Source organism: Devosia sp. CN2-171 (assembly GCF_049354815.1).
GTDB lineage: Bacteria > Pseudomonadota > Alphaproteobacteria > Rhizobiales > Devosiaceae > Devosia_A.
The window spans coordinates 1313505-1329966 of the sequence record NZ_CP186479.1; the positions used below are offsets into that span (position 1 = coordinate 1313505).

Here is a 16462-nt window from a genome sequence, read left to right on the forward strand (position 1 = left end):
CTCTGGAATGCCTACGGCATAAGCAAACTAAATCATCATGTTACGAATTGAGCAATAGCGCGAAGGCCCGCCCGGGGATCACGAGGGCGGGTTTCGTTGGGGATGTGAGGATAACCATGTCAGGACTTCGTATTGCGGCCGCCTTGGGGGCGGCACTCATCGTTGCAGGCGCCGTTTCGGCTTGGGCAGCCAGCGGTACGGCGCTGGGCGTCAAGCCGGCGGCCGAAGCCGACAAGGCAGGCGAAGTGCGCGTGCTCACTGTCGGCGCCGACATCTTCATCGGCGACAATGTCACGACCGGCCCCAAGGGCCAGGTGCAGATCAAGTTCTCGGACAATACCGAGCTGGTGGTCGGCCCCAACTCGGCGCTGCTGATCGAGGATTACCTGCTGCGCGACGATCAGTCGGCTGGCAAACTGGCCATCAACGCGCTCGCCGGCACGTTCCGCTTCGCCACCGGCGAGGCGGACCATGACAAATACATCATCAAGACGCCCACTGGCACCATCGGCGTCCGCGGCACCGAGTTCGACTTTACCGTCCTCGGCCTCCTGACCAAGGTTATTCTCTACAATGGCGCGGTGGCACTCTGTAACTTCGACAACAAGTGCGTCTCGCTGACCAGCACCTGCGACGTGGGAACCATCGAGCCCTCACAGTCAACGATCGTCGGCAACGTGGACGACATCTTCGGCAAGGAGCGCAACGACCTGCGCCAGTCCTTCCTCTACGCTCGGACGCAGATGCCGCTGCTCGGCGAGTTTCGCTTCGAGGAAGCGCTCGCCTGCTTCAACCGCGGCCTGCGCCAGCCGCCGGAACCCAGCCTGATCCAAGGCCAGGGCGCCGGCGATGGGGACGAAGACGACGGCTGCGGAGAGTACCCCTACGGCTGCAGCTCGCAGTAGCCTCGGTCACATCTCGTCGAAGGGCACTCCGCCCCTCGACTTGCTGTCCCTGGGGCTTTCCACGATCTGGACGACGACACGCCCGGGAGGCACGTTGAAGTTCTTCACCACCGCTTCGGTGATGTCCTTCATCAGTGCCTTCTTCGCGGCGACCGAGCGCCCTTCGACGATGTGAACGAGGATTTCGGGCACTGCGTCAGGCCTTCTTGGCCGAGGCCTTCTTTGGAGCGGCCTGTTTGGATGCGGCCTTCTTGCCAGCCGCCTTGCCGCGTTCCTTGGCCTCGGCCTCGCGAATCTTGGCCACCGACGTACCCATGTGGCCCCAGTTCTTGTTGTCGACCTCTTCGATGACGACGAATGTGTATTCCGGTTTCTTGTTCAGAATCCGGACCAGCATCTCCGTGGTCTCTTTGTAAATCTGCAACTTCTGTTCGTAAGTTGCGCCGTCGGTGATCTCGATACGGACGTAAGGCATGTCGTTGTTTCTCCTCCAAGAGTACACGGAGGATGCTGCAGCGGAGGTACGTTCGTCAATCGAGCGGTTCGTAGCCCTTCTTGGCCTTGCGCGGGGCAGCACCGGCCCCTGCCGGCGGGTCGTGCTTGACCCGGTTCTTGTACTTCGGCTTGCCCTTGTCCTTGGGGTTGAACTTGGCCGCCTTAGGCTTGTGATCCGGCGCCGGACGCTCGCGCACAGCTTCCTGAGCCACGGGCGGGGTAATCTCGCGGGCCGGTCTGGTGGCGAGCTTGGCACCCTTGTCTGATCGCACCTTGTAACGCGGACCGTCGTCACGAGCGGGCCGTGCATCCTCTTCGCGGCGCGGCTTGTATTCCCGACGTGGCGCATCGTCGCCGCGTGGTTTGTACTGACGCGGCGGGCCATCATCGCGCCTGAAGCTCTTGCGCTGCTGCGCCCCGGGCGCGCTCGACGGCTGGATGTCAGCCCCGTTCTCGATGCTGCTGCCATTGCTGGCAACAGTCCGCGCGAAGGCGTCGGCCTTGTCGGCGGCGATCTCGAAGCGGGTCTCGGTGTCGAAGATCTTGATCGAGCCGATGTCGCGCTTGGTGACGTCGCCCGCCTTGCAGATCAGCGGCAGCAGCCATTTTGGATCGGCGCGGCGATTGCGGCCGATGGAGAGCGTGAACCAGCGCCCATCGGTCATCGGCTCCGGCCGGCCCTTCGGGCCCTCCTCATCGACGAAGCGCTTGTCGCGACGCGGCGCCTTCTCCTGGAAGGCCTGGATCGGAGCATCGGCCACTTCCTCGGCCGCCGGCCGTGAGGCGAGCTCGCGGCGGATATAGGCGGCCGCGAGCTGTTCGGGCGTCACGCGCTGCAGAAGTTCGGCGACGAAACCGGCATCGATATCGTCCCCAGTCGCCGTCTCGCCCGCAGCAGCAAGGATCTGCTCGCGATTGCGTGCCTCGATCTCGGCAATCGTGGGAGCGCCGCGCGTCGTCGAGTCGAGATTGGCGGCACGCAGCACGCGTGCGGCGGCGCTGCGGCGGTGCATCGGCACGATCAGGGCGCAGATGCCCTTGCGCCCTGCCCGGCCGGTGCGGCCGGAGCGGTGCAGCAGCGTCTCGGGGTTCGAGGGGATGTCGGCGTGGATGACGAGGTCAAGATTTGGCAGGTCGATACCGCGCGCAGCGACGTCGGTCGCGACACACACCCGGGCCCGGCCGTCGCGCATCGCCTGCAGCGCATTGGTACGCTCGGCCTGGGTCAGCTCGCCCGACAGCGCCACCACCGGAAAGCCGCGGTTGGCGAGACGCGCGGTAAGGTGTTTCACCGACTCGCGCGTGTGGCAGAAAACGATCGTGTTCGAGCTGTCGTGGAGCAGCAGCGTGTTGATGACCGCGTGCTCCTTCTCGTCATTGCGCACGACGATCTGCTGGTACTCGATATCGGCATGCTGTTCGCCGGCACTGGTCGCGACGAGCCGAAGCGCATCGCGCTGGAAGGTCTTGGCGAGATCGGCGATGGCGCGCGGCACCGTGGCCGAGAACAGCAGCGTCCGCCGCTCCTCTGGGGCGGCCTCGAGGATGAACTCGAGATCCTCGCGGAAACCGAGATCGAGCATCTCGTCGGCCTCGTCCAGCACCACAGCGCGAACCTGGCCGAGATCGAGCGCGCCCTTCGAAATATGGTCGCGCAGACGCCCCGGCGTGCCGACGACGATATGCGCCCCACGCTCCAGCGCCCGCCGCTCGGTGCGAATATCCATGCCGCCGACGCCCGCCGCAATGCGCGCGTCCGTGCCGGCATAGAGCCATTCGAGCTCGCGCTGCACCTGCATGGCGAGTTCGCGCGTCGGCGCGATCAGCAGCGCTAGCGGCGTCGTCGCATGGCCGAACTTGGCCTCGCCGCCCAGCAGCGTCGGCGCAATTGCCATGCCAAAGGCCACGGTCTTGCCGGATCCGGTCTGCGCGGACACCAGCAGGTCGCGTTCCGCCGCCTCGGGCGCGAGCACGCTCAGCTGCACCGGGGTCAGCGTCTCGTAGCCGCGCTCGGCAAGGGCTGCTGCAAGCGCAGGATGGATAGTGTCGGGCAGGTTCACGGGGTCGCTTTCGCTTGTATGCGGATGTTCATACACCCGCGGCGCAGTGCCGGTCTTGTGGCAAAACAAAAGGGCCGCCCGGAGGCGGCCCTCGGTAATCGGACTATCGGGCAGTTCAGCCGACGATCTCGTCGTCGTTGAAGAAGAACTTGATCTCCTGCGCGGCGGTCTCGGGAGCGTCCGAACCGTGCACCGAGTTCTCGCCAACCGACAGGGCGTAGAGCTTGCGGATAGTGCCCTCGGCGGCGTTGGCCGGGTTGGTGGCGCCCATCACTTCACGGTTCCTAAGGATCGCGCCCTCACCTTCGAGCACCTGCACGACGACAGGACCCGAAGTCATGGTCTCGACCAGCTCGCCAAAGAAGGGGCGATCCTTGTGGACGGCATAGAAGCCCTCGGCCTGGGCGCGGGTCATCTTGATCTTCTTCAGCGCGACGGGGCGCAGGCCGTTCTTTTCGAACACGGCAAGGATGTTGCCGATCAGGTCGCGGCGAACCGCATCGGGCTTGATGATGGAGAAGGTGCGCTCGATGGCCATGTGTCTGGTCCTTGGAGTAGGTCTGAATTGGAGTGCGGCCTTCTACCGATAAGGCGTGACGCGCGCAAGACGGGCGTTCGCAGGTAGATTGGGGGTGTATGGTCCGCCCTATCCACCGCTGTCATCCCAGCGAAGGCTGGGATCCATCGCGCCACCAGCGCCGGCTGAGAGTTGGCCCTCTGCCTTCGCAGGCGTGACAGCCAGTGGGTTGGGCAGTCGACCTACACACCCTACTGCGCCGGCTCCACGCACTCACCGTCTTCATCCAGCTCGATCACCCCCGCCGCCTGCACGCGGTTGTCGGGGTGCAGCACCTCGACATCGAGGTCGAACACCGGTTCCGGCAGGCGCAGCACTGCGTGGCCCTCTATGCTGACGATCTGCATGGTGCACATCTCCGAAGTCCTGCTGGTCGGGATGGTCACCGCGGCGATCGTGCCACGCGGCTCTGCGGCGGTGATCTCGCCCACCTTCTGGCAGGCACCGCCGTCGAAGGCATAGGTCAGGGCGATGCGCTCGGGATCGAGCCGGCATGCGGTGAGCGTCGTGAATGCGGGGTCCTCGGCGAGCGCGGGCGCCGCAAGGGCCAGCAATATGGCAAGGCTGGCAATCGGCCGGATCATTGGACTTGTCTCCTTGTTCGCTCTATTGGCACCAGCAACAACCACATGATCAAGACGCGAGGTTCCCCGCTCGCTGCGAGGAACGACGAATATGCTCACCATCAACGACCTAACCTACCGCATCCAGGGCCGGCCCCTGTTCGAGAATGCCTCGCTGGTCCTACCCGACGGGTCCAAGACCGGATTCGTCGGCAAGAACGGTACGGGCAAGACCACGCTGTTCCATCTGATCCAGGGTCAGCTGGCGCCCGAGACCGGGACCATCGAAGTCAACAAGAAGGCCCGCATCGGCTCGGTGGCGCAGGAAGCGGTGGCGAGCGAAGTCACGGTCCTCGACGTCGTCCTGATGGCCGACAAGGAGCGTACCGCGCTCCTCGCCGAAGCCGAAACGGCGACCGATCCGCACCGCATAGGCGATATCCACACCCGCCTCGCCGAGATCGACGCGCACACCGCCGAAGCGCGCGCGTCGACCATCCTCAAGGGCCTCGGCTTCGAGAAGGACCGCCAGCTTGGGCCGACGTCCGAACTCTCCGGCGGCTGGCGCATGCGCGTATCGCTGGCGGCGGTGCTGTTCTCGCAGCCCGACCTGCTGCTGCTGGACGAGCCGACCAACTACCTCGATCTCGAAGGCACGCTATGGCTGGAGAAGTACCTCCAGACCTACCCCTACACCGTGTTCATGATCAGCCACGATCGCGACCTGCTCAACAAGGCCGTGACCTCGATCGCCCATCTCGAGCACAAGAAGCTCACCTTCTACAAAGGCAATTACGACACGTTCGAAGAGACGCGTCGCATGCAGATGGAGCTCAACAACAAGGCGCGCGAGAAGACACTCGACCAGATCGCGCACCTGCAGAAATTCGTCGATCGCTTCAAGGCCAAGGCCACGAAAGCCGCCCAGGCGCAGGCGCGCGTGAAAATGATCGCCAAGCTGAAGCCGCCGGCGGCAATGTTCGACGAGACGTCCCTGCCCTTCAACTTCCCGCAGCCCAAGAAGATCCCGGCAACGCCGATGATGACCTTCGACAACGTGTCGGTGGGTTACGGCGACAAGGTGATCCTACGCCACATCACTAACCGCATCGATCCGGATGACCGCATCGCGCTGATCGGGGTCAACGGCAACGGCAAGTCGACCTTCGCCAAGCTGCTCTCGAACGAGCTCAAGCCGATGGGTGGCGAGATGCGCAAGGGCAAGGGGCTGGAGATCGCCTATTTCGCCCAGCACCAGCTCGACCACCTCAAGCCCGAGCAGACGCCGTTCGAGCACGTCATCGATCTGATGCCCTATGACAGTGAGGCCAAACGCCGGTCGCGCATCGCGCAGATGGGCCTCACGACTTCGCGAATGGACACCAAGGTCAAGAACCTCTCGGGCGGCGAGCGTGCGCGCCTGCTCCTCGGGCTCATCACCTTCGGCGGCCCGGGCATGCTCATTCTCGACGAGCCGACCAATCATCTCGATATCGACAGCCGCGACGCCCTCGTCGCCGCGCTCAACGACTATACCGGCGCCGTGCTGATCATCAGCCACGACCGCCACCTGATCGATGCTACCGCCGACAAGCTGTGGATTGCGCAGAACGGCACGATCGAGGAATTCGACGACGACCTTGATTCTTACCAGCGCCAGCTCACATCCAACTCGAACGGCAAGGGCGGCAAGAAGGCCAGCGCACCGATCGTCGTCGAGGACCGCAAGGCCGTCCGGCAGGATGCGGCAGCCAGGCGCCTCGAAGTCGCGCCGCTGCGCAAATCGATCAAAGACATCGAGCAAAAGCTCGGACGCCTCCGCACCGAACTGGCCCGCGTCGACGGCATCCTCGCTGATCCAAAGACGTATGACGGCGCCCCCGAGCGCGTGATATCGCTTGGCAAGGACAAGGCACGGTTCGAAGGCGAAATCGCCGGCGCAGAGGAGAAGTGGCTCATGCTCAGCGAGGAGCTGGAAGCCGCCGAGAGGGCACAGTGAGCAGCATCACGGCGTCCGAACTGATCAGCCTGCTCGGGCTCGAACCGCATCCGGAAGGCGGCTTCTACCGCCAGACCTTTGCGGACAGCCTGGGCCCAACCGGGCGTCCGATCTCGACGCTGATCTACTATCTGCTGACGGATCACCAGACGGGTGCGTGGCATCGCGTCGATTCGTCCGAAGTCTGGCACTGGTACGCCGGCTCGCCGCTCACCCTCCGCATCTCGCGCGACGGCAAGTCCGTCACCGACCACAAGCTCGGCAGCGACTTCCGCTCAGGCGAACGTCCCCAATTGGTGATCCCGGGCCACGCCTGGCAGAGCGCCACCTGCCTCGGCGACTGGTCACTGGTCGGATGCACGGTCTCACCGGGTTTTCAGTTCAGCAAGTTCGAGCAGGCGCCGGAGGGGTGGGAACCGGGCTAACTGAACCCGACATAGCGCCCGGGCTTGTGGTTCAGCCCGACGATCATGTTCAGCACCAGCGCGCCGAACAGCGACAGGATGGCGCGATCGACGGGGACCACGAAGAACGCCGCCGCAAGGATCACCGCATCGATGCCTAGTTGCAGGTAGCCGGCACGGATACCGAACTTGTCCTGAAGGAACAGCGACAGGATCGTCACCCCGCCCACGCTGGCGCGGTGGCGGAACAGCGACAGGATACCGAGGCCGATCAGCACGCCCCCGATCGGAGCCGCAAAGATCGGTTCGATGGCCGAAATCTGTAGCCACTGGGGGAAGAGCGCCGAAAACGCCGAGACCAGGACGACGGACGCCATCGTCTTGATGGTGAATGGCCAGCCCATGCGCAACGCGGCCAACAGGTAGAAGGGCAGGTTGATGGCAAAGAACAGGATGCCGAACTGCACGCCGGTCGCATACTGGAGCAGCAGGGCGATACCTGCAGTGGAACCGGTGATCAGCGTCGCCTTGCTGAACAGCGTGATCCCCAGCGCCACCATCGACGTGCCGATCAGGATGGCGAAGACGTCCTCGTAGAGCGTGTGACGGGCTGCGGTCGGTAGGTCTTCCTGCACCAATCCGTCAGCCCTTCTTCACCCACCGCCCGCCCGGCTCCTGCTGCCAGTACGTCACTTCGTTCCCGTCCCGCAGGGCCTTCCACGCGGTCCGCGCCTCGGTCACCGCGTCCGGGTCGTGCCCCGAGAACATGAAGACGATGCGCTGATAGCCCTCGCCCGTCTGCGGCACGGCGCGATCGACGAAGAACCGCACCTCCGCATTGTTGGGGTTGTGCGGACGTGTCGTGATCAGCACCGGCTGCAGGTGATCGGCATCGCCCCCCGAGCGCGAGTGCGGCAGGAAGCTGTCGTCGCGATAGGTCCAGAGCGCGTGGTCGAGCGCATCCGCCCGCTCTTCCGAACCCGCTTCCACCACCACATGCCAGCCGCGCTCGAGCGATTTCTCGACCAGCACCGGCAGCACCCGCTCCAGCGGCTGGCTTTCGAGGTGGTAGAAGAGGATCTCGGTCATTTGGCCTCGAAATAGTCCCGCACCAGCCGGTCGAGCAGCGCCACGCCGAACCCGGAAGCCCAGGACTGGTTGGTCTCGGTGGTCGGCGAGGCGAGCGCCACTGCCGCGATATCGAGATGCGCCCACGGCACGTCGTTGACGAAGCGCTTGAGGAACTGCGCTGCGGTGATCGAGCCGGCCGGACGGCCGCCCGAGTTCTTGATGTCGGCGAAGCGGCTCTCGATCAGCTTGTCGTAAGCCGGCCCGAGCGGCATGCGCCAGAGCTTCTCGCCCGTCGCGAGACCGGATGCCGTGAGCTTGCTCGCGAGGTCATCGTCATTCGAGAACAACCCCGCGTGATCGTTGCCAAGCGCCACGCCGATGGCGCCGGTCAGGGTCGCGAGGTTGATCATGAAGCGCGGCTTGAAGCGGTCCTGCGTGTACCAGAGCGCATCGGCCAGGACGAGACGGCCCTCGGCGTCGGTATTGACGATCTCGATCGTCGTGCCGCTCATCGCGGTGAGGATATCGCCCGGGCGCATCGCCGTGCCCGAGGGCATGTTCTCCACGAGGCCGATGACGCCGATGGCGTTGACCTTGGCCTTGCGGGTCGCCAGCACATGCATCAGCCCGGTGACCGCCGCGGCGCCGCCCATGTCGCCCTTCATATCCTCCATGCCGAGGCCGGGCTTGATCGAGATGCCGCCGGAATCGAACACCACGCCCTTGCCGACGAAGGCGAGCGGTGTGTCCTTCGACTTGCCGCCGTTCCAGCGCATGATGACCAGCCGCGGTGGCCGGGCCGAGCCCTGTGCCACCCCCAGCAGCGAGTTCATGCCGAGCTTGCGCATCGCCTTCTCGTCGAGCTGCTCCACCTCGACGCCGAGCGCCGTCAGCTTCTCGGCCTCGGCGGCGAACTCGAGCGTCCCGAGCACATTGGGCGGCTGATGGATCAGGTCGCGGGCGAGAATGGTGCCGCTTGCGGTCGCATCACGATCGGCGATGGCCTTGTCCGTCGCGGCGCGGTCGGCGACATGCAGGGTCACCGTGAGGCCAGCGTCGCCGTTGTCCTCCTTCTTGGCCTTGTACTGGTCGAACCGGTAGTGACGGAGCTTCAGCCCCGCCGCCAGCTCGGCCACGCGATCCGGCGTCGCCGCCTCTTCATCGAGCAGCACGCCGGCCTTGGTCGCCTTGGCCCCCATCAGCTTGCCGGCCAGCGAGCCACCCCGATCGGTCCAGGCGGCAAGCGACGTGCCCTCCCCGGCCTTGCCGCTGCCCAGCACCAGCAGGCGGTCGGCGCTGACGCCCTGCGGTGCCAGCACCTCGAAGGCATTGCCCTGCTTACCCTTGAACCCCGCGGCAGCCGCCAGCGTCTTGAAATCGAGCCCGGTCGCCTGCCACACCGCTGCCCCGGCACCCGTCGGCCCCGCCCCTTCGGTGACATAGATCACCAGGGTGCCCGTCGCCTTGGGGGTCAGGGCGGCGGTCTTGATCTCGATCCGGCTGGGCATTTGGAAAAGGTACCTTCTGGGCAATGGGGCGGTTAGGCGCCGCGCAAATGTTGTTCGACAGATAGCCCCTATGTCCGCCGCGTCAATCCCGCAACAAACCGGCGCTAACGCATGGATGCGACGGCGTTGTCCTTGCCAACGCCTCAAACGGGCGGGCAAACTGCCGATATTGCGAGAGCCTGGAACCCGTTCCCGGCCCTGGCGCGTCTCGGTACCCGTCTGGCATGAATCGGCTAAGCACCTATCTCCTCAAGCTTTTCGCCGCCGAAGCCACCGGGCTGTTCGGGGTCGCATTGACCATCATCTATCTCGCGCAGACGCTCAGAATCATCGACATCGACACGGTGCGCGAACGCGGGCTTGGCGTCCTGTTCTGGCAGACCATCCTCGCCGTACCGCAACTGGCCATCGCCTTCCTCTACACCTGCATCGCCATCGGCCTTGCCCGCGCCCTGCGCGGCATGCAGGCCTCGCGCGAGCTCCACACCATCCATGTCTCGCAGCTCGTTCCGAGCCTGTTCCGCGCCGTGCTGATCTATGCCGGACTCGGCATGGTGCTGGTGCTGCTGCTCTCGCACGTGATCGAGCCGGCGGCGAAGCGCGCCACCAATATGTTACAGGCCCAGGCGGCGGCTGACCTCGTGGGTCGCTCGCTGGTGCCGAACCGCTTTGCCGAGCTCGGCGAAGGCGTCACCGTCACTGTCGGCGGCCGCGGTCCACGCGGCGAGATCACCTCGTTCTTTGCCGACGACAATCGCGACCCCAACACGCGCCGCACCTACATCGCCGACTCGGCCCTGATCTCGAGCGACGAACTCGGCTACGTGCTGCAGCTCGAAAAGGGCACGATCCAGTATCGCACCGCGGACGGCCAGTTCTCCGAGATCTCGTTCGACCGCTACGACATCGCCCTCGAGCGCCTGACCGGCGAGGTCGACGACGAAAAGCGCCGCCGCGACCTCGGCACTCTCGCCATGGTCAATGAAGCCATCGCCGAGGGCGAGTGGCCGGAGGAATGGGTCAATCGCATCGCCGAGCGTAGCGCCGACGGCCTACGCGTCGTGGCGCTCTGCCTGTTCGTCGTCGCCATCGGCGGCTTCCCGTCGGGCCGGCGCCGAGATCCGCTTGTCCCGATCGAACTCACCGTCCTCGCCGCGGTCCTCGTCGAGCGGGCGATGACCAGCTACGTGCCGATCGGCGGCTGGCAGCAACACTTCATGGGCGTGCTGGTGCTGCTCGTGATCGCCCTCGTCATCCTCTCAGCCCGCCTGCGCCTGTTCCTCCCCCAGCCTCGGGGAGCACACAGCGGATGAACCGGGTCGACTGGATCGTGGTGCGGCGCCTGCTCGGCAATGTCGGGCTGTCGCTGGCCGTGCTCTACGGGCTGTTGCTGCTGGCGGAGTCGCTCAACCTTGGACGGTTCGAGCGCCTCTCGGCCGCCGGTGGCACATCCGCCGCCGTGGCGGGGATCGTGCTCTCGGCGGCGCGCTGGATCATCGAGACCCTGCCCTTCACCTTTCTCGTCGGCGCCATCGCTGGCCTCCTCAGCCTGCAGTCGACGCGCGAAATGACGGTGATCAAGGCCTCCGGCCAATCGGTCTGGCGCGTCATGCGCGCCCCGCTCGCCGCGACCATCCTGGGCGGGCTGCTCGTCGCGCTAGTCTTCGACACCGCCGTCGTCTGGCTCAACCGGACCATGCTGCCGGTGTCGAACGGCTCGGGCGGGTCGGCGCTGTGGCTCGACGAGCGCCGGGCCGAGCCCCACTACATCCTCGAGGCCGCTTCGTCGGACCCATCCGGCACCCAGCTCACCGACGTCACCGTGTTCCTGATGGACGAACCACGCGACCGCATCGAGGCCGCATCCGCGACGCTCTCCGGCGGCCTGTGGCTGATGCCGTCCGCCACGGTCCATCGCGCGGCGGAGCTGTCGCGGCACGTCACCGACTATCAGTTGCCGACCTCGCGTACCCCCGCCGACATGCGCACGCGCCTTGCCTCGGTCTCGGACCTGACGGTGTGGGAACTCGCCGGCTCGCTCGCATCCCGGCTCACCGATCCGCGTGAGCGGGCTGAGGTAGAAACACGATTCCTGCGGTTAATCGGCTTGCCGCTCAGCTTGTGTGGCTCCCTCGTCATTGCCTTCGCGTTTACGGCCGGTTATCGAAGGACCAATAAGTATGGTGGGGCGGTGCTTTATGGTATCGTCCTTGGTGTCTTGGTTTATGTCGTGACCGAGATGGCGGGACGTGCCGGGGGCGCCGGCGTGATGCACCCCGCCGTCGCGGTCGCAGGGCCGGCGGTGGTGGCAATCGTCATCGGTGTGACGGTGCTGCTCAACAGGGAAGACGGACGGACGTGAGCACTATTCGCCGCGACCGGAGGGGGAGTACTCGCCTGCGCCAGCTTGGCGCCGCGATGCTGCTCGCCTTTGCCGCCGGCATGGCCGCCCTTCCCGCCCAGGCCCAGTACCTTCCCGAGGATTTCTTCGCGACGCTCCCCGAGCCAGGCTCTCCGGCGCAGGTCGAGGCCAACACGCTTGCCTATGATGCCCTTGCCGATGTGATCAGCGCCGAAGGCCGCGTGATCATGAAATATTCAGGCTACACAATCAGTTGCGACGATCTGCGCTACGAGCAGAAGAGCGGCCGGCTGATCTGTGCCGGCAATGCCGAAGTGCTCGACCCGACCGGCACCAAGTATGCTGCCGAGCGGATCGAAGTGACGGGCGGCATGAAGGAAGCCTTCATCCAGTCGCTGACGCTGACCACCAGCGATGGCGCCATGGTCACGGCGCGCGACGTCACCTACTCGACGACGCTCGAGACCGTCCTCAACGACGCCACCTATTCGCCCTGCGGCCTCTGCATCGACGAGAAGGGCCGCCGCATCGGCTGGCGCGTCAAGGCGGCCAAGCTCGTCCAGAACTCCACCACCAAAGCCGTCTATTTCGAGCAGCCTTCGCTCGAGATCCTCGGCGTCCCGGTGGCCTGGCTCCCCTGGCTGTCGCTCCCCGATCCGACCAAGAAGCGTAATGCCGGCTTCCAGCTGCCGAGCGTGAACTACAAGCCTGAGTACGGCGCCCGCGCCACGGCGCCCTACCTCATCCCCATCGGCGAGGACATCGACATCCTGCTGTCGCCCTCGCTGATGACCCGGCAGGGCTTCCTGATGGCAGCCGAGTACGAGCAGCGCTTCACCTACGGCTCGTTCAGCGTGAGCGCCTCCGGCCTCTACCAGCTCGATCCGGGCGCGTTCGAGGGTATCGGCGACCGGCCCTGGCGCGGCGCCATCCAGACGGCCGGCAAGTTCGAGCCGATCGCGACCTGGACGGTCGGCTGGTCCTACAGCAAGTTCTCCGACGCGGCATATCTCGACGACTACGACTTCGAGACCGGTGACTGGGTGGTGAACGAAGTCTACGCCACCCATCTCAGCACCGATTTCTATGCCGATATCCGGCTGCAGGAATTCCTCAAGCTCGACCAGTTCGACAGCGACGCCCAAGCGACGCTGGCGCAGGAACAGCAGGGGCTGACGGCGCCGAACGCCCGGGGCAGCGGCTATTACGATCTCGGCGATTGGGGCCAGGTGCGCGCCAATGGCAACCTGCTCGGCGTCTACCGAGCAGAAGATTCGATCGAGACCTATAACGGCGTCGACTACGCGCTCGGTTACGAGGGCCAGAAGACCCATGCCAGCGGCGAAGTCAGCTGGCAGAATCAGATGATCACCGCTGGCGGCATCGTCGCCACGCCCTATCTCGGCGTGCGCGCCGATATCGCCAACTACGACAGCGGCGACACCGCCACGCTCGGCGAGCCGGACGATCAGTTCCTCTTCGAAGCCACCCCGATCGCCGCCATCGACGTGCGCTGGCCGCTGATCGCCCACAACGGCGCCGACAGCTTCCTGTTCGAGCCGGTGGCACAGCTGGTCTATCGCGGCAGCGACACCAGCCTCGTCGGCATCACCAATGACAACGCGCACAGCTTCGTGCTCGATGATACCAACATCTTCTCGTACGACCGCTTCAGTGGGCCGGACCGCCAGGAAACCGGGCTCCGCGCCAATGTCGGTGCGCGCTACCTCGCCAATTTCTCCGCCGGCCAGTGGATCGAGGTCATTGCGGGCCAGAGCTACCACCTCGCCGGCACCAACGGCTTCAACGAGGCCGACCCGACCAATACCGGCGTCGGCAGCGGGCTCGAGGAAGATGCGTCCTACGTCGTGCTCGGCGCGCGCGGCTCGCCCTACGAGGGGATGACTCTCGGCGCCAAGGTGCAGGTCGATCCCGACGGTCCGCGCATCGCACGCGCCGGCCTAGGCGGCGACTACGAGCTGGGCGACAACCTTTCCGTCGGCGGCGACTACATCTACCTGCCGGCCGATACCGACACCGGCGTCATTGCCGACCAGCACGAAGTCACCGTGCGCGCGACAGCGCCGCTACCGGCCGACTACTGGGTCGCAAGTGGCAGCCTCTCATGGGATCTCGCTGCCGGGCAGTGGCTGGAAGCGCGCGGCGAACTGGTCTACGACGACGGCTACTTCCTTGCCGGGGGCTTCGCCCAAGCCAACGGCGCGACCCATGAAAGTGCGGATTCTGTGAGCTTCGGCGTCAAGTTCGCACTCAAGGCCCCGGGAGCCACGTTCGGCTCAGGCTACTAACCGATTTTGGCCGTAATCTTGCAACATTGAAGGCTCGGCCGGGGGCGATCCGGCTGCCTTCCACGAACAGAATGGTGACGACCATGCTCCGCCTCATCGCTGCCCTGCTCATCGGTGCCACGCTCTCGATTGCCCCGGCCTATGCCGCGACCAAGGTGACGGTGAACGGCGTGCCGATCTCGGACATCGAGATCTCCCAGCGCATCAAGCTGCTCGCGCTCGAAGGCGGCGGCGGCAGCCAGAAGGCAACCGAGCAGCTGATCAACGAGCAGCTGCAGCTGCAGGAAGCCAAGAAGTACAACATCACCATCACGGAAGCGCAGGTCGACGACGCGTTCACCAACGTCGCACGCAACATCAAGGTGTCGAGCGACAAGCTGCGCCAGATCCTGCAGAGCCGCGGTGTCAGTGCTGACACCATGCGGGCCCGCCTGCGCGCCGCCCTCGCCTGGCAGCAGCTGAGCGGCATGATCGTCCAGACCCGCGTCAAGATTTCCGATCTCGAACTGGACAAGGAAGCCGCCGCGGCTCTCGATACGGATTCGAGCTACGATTACATCCTCAAGGAAGTGCTGTTCATCAGCACCACCGGCAACGCTTCGGCTCGGACCGGCCAGGCGAACGCCTATCGTAAGGCGTTCACCGGCTGCGACAGCGCCGTAACGCTGTCGCTGAACTATACGGACGCCGCCGTGCGCGACATGGGCCGCCGCCACGCGACCCAGCTGCCGGACGCCCTTGCCAAGGAACTGGCCGGCCTCAACGTGGGCGGCATCACCAAGCCGCGCGTCACCGAGTCGGGCGTTTCGATGCTGGCGATCTGCGCCAAGAACGCGGCGCGCGACACCAGCTTCATCAAGAACAAGCTGCGCAGCCAGCAGGGCGGCGAGGCCATGAAGGCCGAGTCCGAGAAGTACCTGCAGGAACTGAAGTCCAAGGCCAAGATCGTCTACAGCTGACGAGCACCTGCCCTCGTCGCAATAAATGGGCCGCCCGTGCGGCCCATTATGTTAGGAACTGCGTGCTAGAGCGCTTTCAGGAAAAGTTGCAGACTTTTCCGGTTCGAGAGCGCGACGACTATATGACTCGGAGTATTTCTCCGTTTCAACGAAACGGTGAAATACTCTAGACAGCGTTCGCGGCACCATCGCCGCCCCCGTAAGTGCGAGGACGCCTTGGCCGATACCAACCTGCCGCTAGCCATCAGCATGGGCGAGCCTGCCGGCATCGGCCCCGACCTGATCCTCCGCCTCTATGCCCGCCGCGCCGAGCTGGGCCTGCCGCCCTTCATCGTTTTCGGCCATCTCGATTTCCTCCGTGCCCGCGCCGCCCGGCTCGGCCTCTCGATCCGCCTCGAAGCCTCGACACCCGCCGATGCGGTGCGAGACTTTGCCACCGTGCTACCGGTCGCGAACATTGAGGGCCTCGTGCCCGACAAGCCGGGTGATCCCACCGCGCTCTCGGGCAAGGTCGTCATCGAGGCGATCACCCAGGCCGTCGACGCAACGATCACCGGCGGCTGCCGCGGCATCGTCACCGCGCCGATCCACAAGGGCGTGCTTTACACCGCCGGCTTCAAGTATCCCGGCCATACCGAGTTCCTCGCCGCCCTCACCGACCGCGACGGCAACCCGCCGCTGCCAGTCATGATGCTGGCCCACGAACGCCTGCGCGTCATCCCAGCCACCATTCACGTCCCAATCCGCGACGTGCCGCACCTGATCACGCAGGATCTACTCGTCAAAACCGGTCGCGTCGTCGCACACGACCTTCGCACTCGCTTCGGCATTGCCGACCCGCTGCTGGGCTTTGCCGGCCTCAATCCACACGCGAGCGAGGGGGGCAAGATCGGCACCGAGGATCTTGAGATCGTCGGCCCCGCCGTTTCGCAGCTGCACGCCGACGGCATCCGGGCCGAAGGCCCGATTCCGGCCGACACCCTGTTCTACGTGCCACACTGGGAGCGCTACGACGCCGTGATCGCCATGTATCACGACCAGGCGCTGATCCCGATCAAGACCGTGGCCTTCGACGAAGCGGTCAACATCACGCTGGGCCTGCCAATTGTCCGCACTTCCCCCGACCACGGCACCGCCTTCGATCTCGCAGGAACAGGCCAGGGCTCGGAAGCCAGCTTCCTCAACGCCATCCGGGTAGCGGACCAGCTAACGGGCGGCACAGTACAGCTGGCCGCGGCGCAATAGCTAGT

Annotated in this window: 16 protein-coding genes; 8 read left to right on the forward strand and 8 right to left on the reverse strand. The window is 65.3% G+C overall.

The features are described 5' to 3' along the window. The first annotated feature begins 116 nt into the window (after positions 1-116). Complete coding sequence (locus ACOYW5_RS06600) at positions 117-905, forward strand: FecR family protein (RefSeq protein WP_423068453.1); 789 nt, start codon at positions 117-119, stop codon at positions 903-905. Positions 906-911: 6 nt separating this feature from the next. On the opposite strand, the gene ACOYW5_RS06605 is transcribed toward ACOYW5_RS06600, so the two are convergent. From ACOYW5_RS06605 to ACOYW5_RS06625, 5 genes are all read right to left on the reverse strand, one after another. Then, positions 912-1097 (reverse strand): tautomerase family protein, encoded by a 186-nt coding sequence (locus tag ACOYW5_RS06605; RefSeq protein ID WP_423068454.1) that lies wholly within the window; start codon positions 1095-1097, stop codon positions 912-914. 4 nt (positions 1098-1101) lie between these two features. After that, the gene (locus ACOYW5_RS06610) at positions 1102-1380 is read right to left on the reverse strand and encodes a tautomerase family protein (RefSeq protein ID WP_423068455.1); all 279 of its coding nucleotides are present in this window, start codon (positions 1378-1380) and stop codon (positions 1102-1104) included. A 55-nt stretch (positions 1381-1435) separates the two neighbouring features. Continuing rightward, positions 1436-3460 carry a DEAD/DEAH box helicase gene (locus tag ACOYW5_RS06615; RefSeq protein ID WP_423068456.1) on the reverse strand — a complete coding sequence of 675 codons (2025 nt, stop codon included), beginning with the start codon at positions 3458-3460 and terminating at the stop codon, positions 1436-1438. Positions 3461-3575: 115 nt separating this feature from the next. Beyond that, entirely contained in the window at positions 3576-3998 is a 423-nt protein-coding gene (ndk, locus tag ACOYW5_RS06620) for a nucleoside-diphosphate kinase (RefSeq protein WP_423068457.1), read from the reverse strand. A 230-nt stretch (positions 3999-4228) separates the two neighbouring features. Continuing rightward, positions 4229-4621, reverse strand: a complete 393-nt coding sequence (locus ACOYW5_RS06625) for a hypothetical protein (RefSeq protein WP_423068458.1) — start codon at positions 4619-4621, stop codon at positions 4229-4231. A 91-nt stretch (positions 4622-4712) separates the two neighbouring features. On the opposite strand from ACOYW5_RS06625, the gene ACOYW5_RS06630 reads away from it, so the two are divergent. After that, positions 4713-6599, forward strand: coding sequence for an ABC-F family ATP-binding cassette domain-containing protein (locus ACOYW5_RS06630; RefSeq protein ID WP_423068459.1), 1887 nt, complete (start codon positions 4713-4715; stop codon positions 6597-6599). A 5-nt stretch (positions 6600-6604) separates the two neighbouring features. Continuing rightward, positions 6605-7024, forward strand: coding sequence for a cupin domain-containing protein (locus ACOYW5_RS06635; protein ID WP_423069418.1), 420 nt, complete (start codon positions 6605-6607; stop codon positions 7022-7024). Here the strand turns inward: ACOYW5_RS06635 and ACOYW5_RS06640 are convergent. From ACOYW5_RS06640 to ACOYW5_RS06650, 3 genes are read right to left on the reverse strand one after another with little or no spacing between them, the layout of a single operon-like run. Then, positions 7021-7638 carry a YitT family protein gene (locus ACOYW5_RS06640; RefSeq protein WP_423069419.1) on the reverse strand — a complete coding sequence of 206 codons (618 nt, stop codon included), beginning with the start codon at positions 7636-7638 and terminating at the stop codon, positions 7021-7023. The genes ACOYW5_RS06635 and ACOYW5_RS06640 overlap by 4 nt on opposite strands. Before the next feature lie 7 nt (positions 7639-7645). After that, positions 7646-8092: a DNA polymerase III subunit chi gene (locus ACOYW5_RS06645; RefSeq protein WP_423068460.1), complete on the reverse strand. Its 447-nt coding sequence runs from the start codon at positions 8090-8092 to the stop codon at positions 7646-7648. Next, entirely contained in the window at positions 8089-9582 is a 1494-nt protein-coding gene (locus ACOYW5_RS06650; RefSeq protein ID WP_423068461.1) for a leucyl aminopeptidase, read from the reverse strand. The genes ACOYW5_RS06645 and ACOYW5_RS06650 overlap by 4 nt, the downstream gene beginning before the upstream one ends. Positions 9583-9806: 224 nt before the next feature. On the opposite strand from ACOYW5_RS06650, the gene ACOYW5_RS06655 reads away from it, so the two are divergent. From ACOYW5_RS06655 to pdxA, 5 genes are all read left to right on the forward strand, one after another. Further along, positions 9807-10895 carry an LptF/LptG family permease gene (locus ACOYW5_RS06655; protein ID WP_423068462.1) on the forward strand — a complete coding sequence of 363 codons (1089 nt, stop codon included), beginning with the start codon at positions 9807-9809 and terminating at the stop codon, positions 10893-10895. Next, positions 10892-11944 (forward strand): LptF/LptG family permease, encoded by a 1053-nt coding sequence (locus tag ACOYW5_RS06660; RefSeq protein WP_423068463.1) that lies wholly within the window; start codon positions 10892-10894, stop codon positions 11942-11944. The genes ACOYW5_RS06655 and ACOYW5_RS06660 overlap by 4 nt, the downstream gene beginning before the upstream one ends. Continuing rightward, positions 11941-14253, forward strand: a complete 2313-nt coding sequence (locus ACOYW5_RS06665) for an LPS-assembly protein LptD (RefSeq protein WP_423068464.1) — start codon at positions 11941-11943, stop codon at positions 14251-14253. Before ACOYW5_RS06660 ends, ACOYW5_RS06665 begins: the two co-directional genes overlap by 4 nt. 83 nt (positions 14254-14336) lie before the next feature. Continuing rightward, positions 14337-15212: a peptidylprolyl isomerase gene (locus ACOYW5_RS06670; RefSeq protein ID WP_423068465.1), complete on the forward strand. Its 876-nt coding sequence runs from the start codon at positions 14337-14339 to the stop codon at positions 15210-15212. Between the two features lie 216 nt (positions 15213-15428). Beyond that, positions 15429-16457 (forward strand): 4-hydroxythreonine-4-phosphate dehydrogenase PdxA, encoded by a 1029-nt coding sequence (gene pdxA, locus ACOYW5_RS06675; RefSeq protein WP_423068466.1) that lies wholly within the window; start codon positions 15429-15431, stop codon positions 16455-16457. Positions 16458-16462 lie beyond the last annotated feature (5 nt).